Source organism: Mesorhizobium sp. M1A.F.Ca.IN.020.06.1.1 (assembly GCF_004023265.1).
In the GTDB taxonomy this organism is placed as follows: Bacteria; Pseudomonadota; Alphaproteobacteria; order Rhizobiales; family Rhizobiaceae; genus Mesorhizobium.
Genome location: NZ_RZSR01000740.1, coordinates 1 through 3,060, shown reverse-complemented (window position 1 = coordinate 3,060; position 3,060 = coordinate 1). Strand labels below are relative to the sequence as shown.

The window sequence follows — 3,060 nt, the reverse complement described above, 5'->3', positions numbered from 1 at the left end:
GGGCTGGGACGTGCTTGCGCCGGTTTATCTGCGCCTGCAGCGCTACGCCGACGCGGTGACCGCCTATCGCAACGCCATCCGCCTCGACGGCGACAGCGCCGCGCGCCAGGCCGGCCTTGGCGAGGCGATCGCCAACGCTGCCGGCGGGATCGTCACGGCCGAGGCTCAGGGCGCCTTCGACGCGGCCTTGAAGCTCGATCCCGCCAACGCCAAGGCCAGTTTCTATCTGGCGATGGGCCTGGCCCAGGAAGGCAGGAAAGCGGAAGCCGCCGCCGCCTGGCAAAAGATGCTCGGTCAGCTTGCGCCCGATTCGCCCTGGCGCAACGCCGTCCAGCAGGCGCTCGCCGAAACGGCCGAGCCGCCGGCGGCGGCAGGCAAGCCGGCGACCGGCCCGGATGCCGGGCAGGTCGAGGCGACGCAGCAGATGGCGCCGCAGGACCGGCAGGCAATGATCGAGACCATGGTCGCCAGCCTCGACGACCGGCTGAAACAAAATCCGCGCGACGAGGAAGGGTGGATGCGGCTCATTCGTTCCTATGTCGTGCTCGGCGAGGCCGACCGGGCCCGCGACGCGCTCGGCCGCGCGGTTGCCGTCTTCGGCGCCGACAGCGAGCAGGCCAAAAAATTCACCGCCTTTGCCGCCTCCCTCGGCGTGACGGCGACGGAGTAGGCCATGACGCGCAAGCAGAAGCGATTGTCGGTGATCCTCGCAGGGCTGGCCTTCCTCGGCGCTGCTGCCGGTCTTACCTTCTACGCGCTCGGCCAGAAGGCTTCGTATTTCTACATGCCCGCCGACCTCGCCGCCGCAACCGTCCAGCCCGGGCAGCGCATTCGCCTTGGCGGGCTCGTTGAAAAAGGCACCATCGTTCGCGGTCAGGGCGCGACCGTCGCTTTTTCGGTCACCGACATGCAGAAATCGGTCAAGGTCACCTATACCGGCATCCTGCCCGACCTCTTCCGCGAGGAGCAGGGCGTCATCACCGAGGGCGCTTTCGGCCCGGACGGCGTCTTCGTCGCCGATAGCGTTTTAGCCAAGCACGACGAGCGCTATATGCCCAAGGAAGTCGCCGACGGCTTGAAAGCCAAGGGCGTCTGGCAGGAGAGCAAGAGCCAATAATGGTTGAGACCGGACATTTCGCGCTCGTCCTCGCCTTCGCGCTGTCGCTGGTGCAGATGCTGGTGCCGTTGGTCGGCGCCCGCGCCGACAACCAGCGGCTGATGGCGGTCGGCGGCCCGGTGGCGGTCACTGGCTTTGCGCTCACCGCGCTGTCCTTCACCGCTCTTGCCACCGCCTATGCCGGCTCCGACTTCTCGGTGGCGAGCGTCTGGGAAAATTCCCATTCGCTGCAGCCGATGATCTACAAGATCACCGGCACCTGGGGAAACCACGAAGGCTCGATGCTGCTCTGGGTGCTGATCCTGACCTTCTTCGGCGCGCTCGTTGCTGTCTTCGGTTCCAACTTGCCAGCGACGCTCAAAGCCAATGTTCTGGCCGTGCAGGGCATGCTCGGCGCCGCCTTCTTCCTGTTTATCCTGGCGACGTCCAATCCCTTCATCCGGCTGAACCCGGCGCCGATCGAGGGCCGCGATCTCAACCCGATCCTGCAGGACCTCGGCCTCGCCATCCATCCGCCGCTGCTCTATCTCGGCTATGTCGGTTTCTCGATCTGCTTCTCCTTCTCGGTCGCAGCCCTGATCGAAGGCCGCATCGACGCCTCTTGGGCGCGCTGGGTGCGGCCCTGGACGCTGGTCGCCTGGATGTTTTTGACCGGCGGCATCGCCATGGGCTCCTATTGGGCCTATTACGAGCTTGGCTGGGGCGGCTTCTGGTTCTGGGACCCGGTCGAGAACGCTTCCTTCATGCCCTGGCTCGCCGGCACGGCGCTCCTCCATTCGGCAATCGTCATGGAAAAGCGCTCGGCGCTGAAGATCTGGACGCTGCTGCTTGCCATCCTCACCTTCTCGCTGTCGCTGCTCGGCACCTTTCTTGTCCGCTCTGGCGTGCTGACTTCCGTGCATGCCTTCGCCACCGATCCGGCGCGCGGCGTCTTTATCCTCTGCATCCTGACGCTGTTCATCGGCGGCTCGCTGGCGCTGTTTGCGCTGCGCGCTTCCACCCTGACCGCAGGTGGCCTGTTCCAGCCGATCTCGCGCGAAGGCGCGCTCGTGCTCAACAATCTGTTCCTGACCACGGCGACCGCGACGGTGCTCGTCGGCACGCTCTACCCGCTGGCGCTTGAGGCCATCACCGGCGGCAAGATCTCGGTCGGCGCGCCCTTCTTCGACCTGACCTTCGGCCCGCTGATGCTGCCGCTGCTCGCCATCGTGCCGTTTGGTCCGCTGCTTGCCTGGAAGCGCGGCGACGTCCTTGCCGCCTCGCAGCGCCTGATGGCGGCCTTCGGGCTGGCGATCGCCGCGATGCTGGTCACCGGCCTGTTCATCGATGGCGCCTCGGTCTTCGCTGCGCTTGGCGTCGGCCTCGCCGTCTGGCTTGTCGCCGGCGCGCTGACCGACCTTGCCGTCAAGTCGGGCATCGGCTCGGTGGCGCCGGCCGACATGCTGAGACGCTTTGCCGGCCTACCGCGCTCGGTCTTCGGCACCGCGCTTGCCCATCTCGGCCTCGGGCTCACCTTGCTCGGCATCGTCGGCACGCTTTCGTTCGGCACCGAGAAGATTCTTACCATGCGCGCCGGCGAGACGGTGGAACTTTCCGGCCACACGCTGCGCTTCGAAGGACTGTTTCCTCAGAAAGGCCCAAACTTCACTGAGGAGCGCGGCCGCTTCCTGCTGATTGGCGCCGATGACAATGCCGATGGCGAGATCACCTCTGCAAAACGCTTCTATCCGGTGCGGCAGACGGTAACGACCGAGTCCGGCATCAGGACGCTGGGTGTGAGCCAGCTCTATCTGTCGCTCGGCGATGAGGGCAAGGACGGCTCGGTCGTCGTGCGCCTGTGGTGGAAGCCGTTGGTGACGCTGATCTGGGGCGGCGGACTGGTGATGATGGCGGGCGCCGCCATGTCGCTGCTCGACCGCCGCCTGCGCGTTGGCGCCCGCCAT

At 66.3% G+C, this 3,060-nt stretch carries 3 protein-coding genes; all 3 read left to right on the top strand.

Features of this window, described 5'->3' with window-relative positions; translation table 11 throughout:
* Nucleotides 1–670: tetratricopeptide repeat protein (locus EOA60_RS26120; protein ID WP_128312119.1), on the top strand; the 670-nt coding region annotated here is incomplete at its 5' end.
* A gap of 3 nt (nt 671–673) precedes the next feature.
* Entirely contained in the window at nt 674–1,117 is a 444-nt protein-coding gene (ccmE, locus tag EOA60_RS26115) for a cytochrome c maturation protein CcmE (protein ID WP_095823712.1), read from the top strand.
* Nucleotides 1,117–3,060, top strand: a 1,944-nt coding sequence (locus tag EOA60_RS26110; RefSeq protein WP_164899536.1) for a heme lyase CcmF/NrfE family subunit, incomplete at its 3' end; no start/stop codon positions are given. The genes ccmE and EOA60_RS26110, both read left to right, overlap by 1 nt.